This window comes from Paracoccus sp. (in: a-proteobacteria) (genome assembly GCF_046462195.1).
Lineage (GTDB): Bacteria > Pseudomonadota > Alphaproteobacteria > Rhodobacterales > Rhodobacteraceae > Paracoccus.
Genome location: NZ_JBKGUN010000033.1, coordinates 1 through 6552, shown reverse-complemented (window position 1 = coordinate 6552; position 6552 = coordinate 1). Strand labels below are relative to the sequence as shown.

5 protein-coding genes are annotated in these 6552 nt (G+C 59.2%); all 5 read right to left on the bottom strand.

Annotation, left to right across the window (positions count from 1 at the left end):
* Window positions 1-759 precede the first annotated feature (759 nt).
* Window positions 760-1605 (bottom strand): ATP-binding cassette domain-containing protein, encoded by an 846-nt coding sequence (locus ACLHHB_RS02215; protein WP_410216649.1) that lies wholly within the window; start codon window positions 1603-1605, stop codon window positions 760-762.
* Window positions 1602-2441 carry an ABC transporter ATP-binding protein gene (locus tag ACLHHB_RS02210; protein ID WP_410216648.1) on the bottom strand — a complete coding sequence of 280 codons (840 nt, stop codon included), beginning with the start codon at window positions 2439-2441 and terminating at the stop codon, window positions 1602-1604. Before ACLHHB_RS02210 ends, ACLHHB_RS02215 begins: the two co-directional genes overlap by 4 nt.
* Before the next feature lie 3 nt (window positions 2442-2444).
* Entirely contained in the window at window positions 2445-3347 is a 903-nt protein-coding gene (locus ACLHHB_RS02205; RefSeq protein ID WP_410216647.1) for an ABC transporter permease subunit, read from the bottom strand.
* A complete protein-coding gene (locus tag ACLHHB_RS02200) occupies window positions 3344-4351 on the bottom strand; it encodes an ABC transporter permease subunit (RefSeq protein ID WP_410216646.1) in 1008 nt (335 codons plus the stop codon). The genes ACLHHB_RS02205 and ACLHHB_RS02200 overlap by 4 nt, the downstream gene beginning before the upstream one ends.
* Window positions 4352-4424: 73 nt before the next feature.
* The gene (locus tag ACLHHB_RS02195) at window positions 4425-6026 is read right to left on the bottom strand and encodes an ABC transporter substrate-binding protein (RefSeq protein ID WP_410216645.1); all 1602 of its coding nucleotides are present in this window, start codon (window positions 6024-6026) and stop codon (window positions 4425-4427) included.
* Window positions 6027-6552: the final 526 nt, after the last annotated feature.

Here is a 6552-nt window from a genome sequence, read left to right as displayed (position 1 = left end):
ACATCGAGGCCATGCGTTTCCGCCAGTTCGGCCCCAAGTTCATCAAGCGTGATCCCGCATTTGGCCGTGATGCGGGCTTCGAGCCAGCCGGTCACGCCCACCCGCTTGCCGTGACCGCCGCCATCGCCTTGTCGCCCGGGTGTCAAACATCCGGCCTCGCGCCGCAGCTTCACCAAGTCATTGACGACTTTTCGGCGCCACCTGAAAGGGCCGAGCCGCCTGACGGTGCCCGTGACCTCCGTCCCCGTGGCCGATAACGCGACGACAAAGCTCCGCTGGATGTGGCTGGTCCATCTGCAACCCCCGTCTGCCTTGGCAGAAGAGAACCATGTCAGGCGCCGTCTGGAAACACTGGATCTCAAAGTGCGTGATACGTGCTAGCCGATCATCCCGCCTTGGAATTGGCCCCGGCTCGGCCGGACATGCCGTTCCTCTAATCCTGTAGTCACTGTTTGAGCTCATCCTCCCATGGCTGCGAAGTTTGTCTGACCTGCGCTTCTGATCAAGGATTTGGCTTCATGCAATAATCAAGATGGAAGGATGCGGCCTTCTCGCTGTTATGTATGAACGCGGGCCACCAAGGTTCCATAACGGAGCCATCTTCAAACAGTTTTTGCAAAAGGCTGCAGCGGAGTTGCGACCGAACCGACAAAGATGTGGAAACCGCCTCTTCGCATTCTTGGTGTTTTTTCGGACTCGATATTTGCCCCGGCCGAACCAAGACACTGTCCTGACCGTCAGGATCGACTCCGCCCGCATCTAATCGGCGGTAAGCTTCAACAACGCCTTGCGCCGCTCCACCCGCGCGCGGATTGCGTCAATGGTCGTGGTAGGCGTCGCCGCAAAAAGCTGCTGCGTATATGGATGCCGGGGGTTGCTGAAAAGCGTCTCGCGGCTGCCCTGCTCGACCGCCGCGCCTTTCGAGATCACCATCACATCATCCGCAATATATCGCACGACCGACAGGTCGTGGCTGACGAAGACGTAGGTCAGGCCCAGTTCATCCTGCAGATCGGCCAGCAGATTCAGCACCTGCGCCTGAACGGAAAGATCAAGTGCCGATACGGGCTCATCCAGCACCAGCAAGGATGGGTTCAGCATCAACGCACGGGCGATCGCGATGCGCTGTCGCTGCCCGCCGGAGAACATATGTGGATAACGGTTGAAGTGCTCGGGCAGCAGGCCGACTTTCTGCAGCATCGATTGTGCACGCTCGCGCCGTTCCGGCGCCGAGATCCTCGTGTTGATGATCAAGGGTTCCATCAGCACGTCGCCCACCTTCTGGCGCGGATTCAGGCTGCCGTAGGGGTTCTGGAACACCATTTGCACCTTCGACCGCACGTCCGGGCTCGGACGCTGGACACCGATGTCCACGGACCTGCCTTCGATCAGGATGTCTCCACTGGTTGCAGGATCGATCAATGCGATGATCCGTGCCAAGGTGGACTTGCCCGACCCGCTCTCTCCGACAATGGCCAGCGTTTTGCCCTTGCTGACCTGGAAGTCGATGCCGTTAACGGCCCTGACGGTGCCGCGCCTTGAAAACAGGCCGCCGGACTGCTGGTAGTCCCGGATGATGGCACGTCCTTCAACAACGGGGATCATCGAACAACCTCATCTTGGAAAAAATCTGCTACCGTGGGCAAACGTTCGCCCGTCGCATGTTCCGGCAATGCCGAAAGCAGCGCTCGGGTATAGGAGCTTTGGGGGTTCTGGAACAAAGACAGGACATCAGCTTCTTCCATCTTGCGGCCCTTGTACTGGACCATGACACGGTCGGCGGTTTCGGCAACCACCCCCATGTCATGCGTGATCAGGACCAAGGCCATGCCGTAATCCTCTTGCAGCTTCAAAAGCAGATCGAGGATCTGCTTTTGTATCGTCACGTCCAGGGCGGTCGTGGGTTCGTCCGCAATCAGCAGACGCGGCTTTGAGGCAATGGCGATCGCGATCATCACGCGCTGACACTGCCCGCCGGACATCTGGTGAGGATAGGATTTCAGCTTTTTTGCAGGGTCGGGAATGCCAACCGAGCTGAACAATTGGATCGCCTGCTCACGCGCCTCGCGTTTCGACAGCCCCTGATTGATGCGCAGCACCTCTTCGATCTGGAAGCCGACAGTGAAGGCCGGGTTCAGGGAGGCGACCGGTTCCTGAAAGATCATCGTGATTTCCCGGCCGATCAGGTTGCGCCGGGCAGCCTTGGACATCTTCAGCAGATCCTGACCATCATAGGTCATCTCATCGGCGGTGACCGTGGCGGTATCGGGCAGAAGGCCCATTACCGCCAACATTGACACGGACTTGCCCGAGCCGGACTCTCCGACAATGGCAAGAACTTCGCTCTTCTCTACCGACACGTCGACTCCGTCGACAGCGGTGAAACTGCCGGTCGCGGTGGCAAACCTGACCGACAAGTTGCGAATATTGAGAACAGGCATCCGTCAGCTCCGTTTCAGTTTGGGGTCGAGCGCGTCACGCAGGCCGTCGCCCATCAGGTTGATGGCCAGCACCGATATCAGGATGGCGAGCCCCGGAAAGGTCACCACCCACCAGGCGCGCAGAATGAACTCTCGTGCCTCAGCCAGCATGGTTCCCCATTCTGGCGTGGGAGGCTGCGCGCCCATTCCCAGAAAGCCGAGTGCCGCGGAATCCAGGACCGCTGCCGAGAAGGACAGCGTCGCCTGCACGATCAACGGTGCAAGACAGTTTGGCAGGATCGTCTTGAACATCAGGCGCAGGTTGCCCGCGCCGGCCACGCGGGCGGCGGTGACATATTCTCGCTCCATCTCTCCCATGACGGCGGCGCGTGTGAGGCGGGCGAAATGGGGCTGGTAGACCACGGCGATGGCAATCATCGCGTTTGTCAGCCCCGGTCCCAGGACCGCCACAAGCACGAGCGCCAGCAGCAGCGAAGGGAAGGCCAGGATCAGGTCCATGACTCGCATGATGATGCTGTCGACCCAGCCACGGAAATACCCGGCGACAAGGCCGGTGATGATGCCGCCGAACAGCGCGATTGACACGACGACGACGCCAATGAACAACGAATATTGGGTGCCATAGATCAGGCGGGACAGCATGTCCCGGCCGACGGCATCCGTGCCCAGAAGAAACTCGGGGCGTCCACCGTCCTGCCAGGCGGGCGGCAGCAACAGTGCGTCCCGATACTGGGTCGCCGCTCCATGAGGCGCGATGACGGGCGCAAGAAAGGCGATGAAGACCAGCAGCACGAAGACCACGAGGCCCGCGACCGCCCCGCGGTTCTGGCTGAAGTAGAACCAGAATTCGGACAGCATCTGCCGACGGATGGCGGCATCGGACATTTTGACAGAAGTATCGCTCATGATGCACGGATCCTGGGGTTGATGAGGCCGTAGGTCAGGTCGACCAGCAGGTTGACCACCATCACCATTCCGGCGATCAGCAGCAGACCTGATTGCACAACGGGATAATCACGCCGGGAAATTGAGTCGATCATCCATTTCCCGATGCCGGGCCACGAAAAGATCGTCTCGGTCAGGATCGCGCCGGCCATCAGAACGCCGATCTGAAGACCAATCGTGGTGACGACCGGGATCATCGCGTTTCTAAGCGCGTGCACGCCGATGACCCGGCGCGATGGCATGCCCTTGGCGCGTGCGGTGCGGACGTAATCTTCGCCCATGACCTCCAGCATTGCCGATCGCGTCTGACGGGCGATGACGGCCAGCGGGATTGTCGCCAGCACGACCGATGGCAGGATCAGGTGGCTGACCGCCGACTTGAACGCTCCCGGCTGCCCCGACAGCAGGCTGTCGATCAGCATGAAGCCGGTGCTGTCGGGAAAGTAGTACATCAGGCTGATGCGACCTGAAACCGGTGTCCAGCCCAGGATGCCCGAAAAGAAGATGATCAGCAAAAGGCCCCACCAGAAGATCGGCATCGAAAAGCCCACCAGCGCGGCCGTCATCGAAACCTGGTCGAACCAGCTGCCGCGCTTGATCGCGGCAAGAACGCCCACCGGAACGCCGATCAAGGTTGCCAGAACGATCGCGAACAAGGCCAGTTCGACCGTGGCCGGAAAGAGTGCAAGGAATTCCGTCAGGACCGGCTTCTTCGTGACCAGCGAATTTCCCAGGTCGCCCTGCATCAGCCGGCCCAGAAACTCGAAATACTGGATGATCAGCGGTCTGTCGAAACCAAGCTGGGCACTGAGCTCCGCGTGGCGCTCTGGGGACACGCCCCTTTCGCCAGCCATCAGCAAGACAGGGTCGCCCGGCAGGATCCTGACGAACCCGAAGGCAATTATCGTGATCCCCAGAAACGTCGGGACCAGAAACAGAAGTTTGGTAAGTATGAAGCGGATCATGCGCCCTTGAACCTTGAAAGACGCGCGGGCGTTCATGCCCGCGCGTCATGTTTTCAGCAATGGGAAAATCGGGTTATTCCGCCAGATCCACCGTTTCGAAGGTAAAGTCGCCAAGCGGGCTCATGACAAAGCCGGACACTTTTTCCGACATCGGCACATACTGGGTCGAATGTGCGATGGTGAACCAGGGGGCCTGCTCCTTGAAGATCACCTGCGCCTGTTCATACAAGGCCGTTCGTTCAGCCTGATCGGTCGTGGCCTTGGCGTCTTTCAGAATCTGGGAAAACTCATCGTTGCACCAGAAGGCCCTGTTCGCTCCGCCTTCGCCTGCCGAGTCGCACGACAGCAGCACCGACAGGAAATTGTCGGGGTCGCCGTTGTCTCCGGTCCAGCCAAGGATGACTGCGCCGTCCCGTCCTGCTTCCATGGACTTGGCCAGGTACTCGCCCCATTCATAGGACACGATATTGGCCTTGACGCCGACCTTCGACAGGTCTTCCTGCATCAGTTCGGCCGTACGGCGTGCGTTCGGCATGTAAGGCCGCTGGACAGGCATGGCCCAGATGTTCATGGAAAGGTCGGTGACGCCGGCTTCTTCCAGCATCTTCCTAGAGGCTTCCGGATCATAAGGATCGTCCTCGACCGCTTCGTTATAGGACCACATGGTCGGCGGGATCGGGTTCTTGGCAGGCTCGGCCGCGCCCTGGAAGACGGCCTCGACGATGGCCTCCTTGTTGATGGCCATGTTCAAGGCCCGGCGGACGGCCGGATTGTCGAAAGGCGCCACAGTGGTGTTATAGGCAAGGTAGCCGACGTTGAGACCGGGCTGCTCGTCCAGGCGCAGGTTTGAATCCGCCCTGATGGACTCGATGTCGGCAGGGGCCGGATAGGGCATCAGGTGACATTCGCCCGCCTTCAGCTTCTGCAGGCGCACCGCTGAATCCGGAGTGATGGCAAAGATCAGGTCGTCGATCTTGGGCGCCTCGCCCCAGTATTCAGCGTTCTTCTGATACCGGATCACGGCATCCTTCTGATAGGCCAGGAACTTGAACGGGCCAGTGCCGATCGGCTGGTTGTTCAGGTCTTCCTGCGTTCCCGCTTCCTCAAGCGCGTTCGCGTATTCCTGCGATACGATGGATGCAAAGGGCATCGCGATATTGGCAAGGAAAGGCGCCTCGGGCTGGTTCAGGGTGAACTTGACCGTATGATCGTCCACCTTCTCGATCGACTTGATCAGATCGGGCATCGCCATCGACGTATAGTATTCATAGGTCACGCCAGGGATATACTGGTGCCACGGATGATCAGGATTTCCCTGCCGCTGGTATGAAAAGATGACGTCATCGGCGTTGAAGTCGCGTGTGGGAGTGAAGACGTCATTCGAATGCCACTTGACGCCCTGTCGCAAATGGAAGGTGTATTCGGTGCCGTCTTCAGACACATCCCAGCTTTCGGCCAAGCCGGGAATGACTTCGGTCGTGCCTTTTTTGAATTCGGTCAGACGGTTGTAGATGGGGTGAGCCGAGGCATCGAACGTGCTCCCGGCCGTATAGGGCGAAGGATCAAACCCTTCGGGAGACGCCTCGGAGCAATAAACGAAAGTCTTCGCTTCCACTGCGGCCGTCATGAGCGCCAGCGCCGAGACGGCGATCAGGCTGCGCGAGAGATACTTCATGCGAATGATCCTTACACTCTGTAGTGAACATCGAACTGGAACTGAGGTTCGGCCAGCTTTCCGAACGCACTTCTACCAGCCTAACCAATGCTGGTAAGACATTCCACCGATTAGGCATGAGGAAGACGAACTTCCCGTTCGCTGCTAGAGTTGCCAAGCACGGTTGATCCCGGTTTTGGTCAGGATGGTCAACAAGGTGGGCTCGCAGGTCCTGTCAGCTTCATAGGGGCAGTATGTTCCAGACAGACGCCACGACATGGCATCGTCTCGTTGAAGAAGCCCATACTTGGCTGCAGGGGCATTTTCGTGCTGGTCTGCTTTGCCATCAATAAGCATCGTCTTGAAAGTATTCTAAGAGTGATTGCCGCTGACTGGTACGGCAGGTTCTAGAGCCGATCCCTAAGGATTTCTGTTGCGTCCCTCCCGTCAAGTGGATCTGCCGGTCACGGGCAGGAGGGACGGGCGACACTTCTGGCTGATCGCACGGCAGATGCGCCGCATCCGGCGGGTCTTTCCCAAGGTCCGC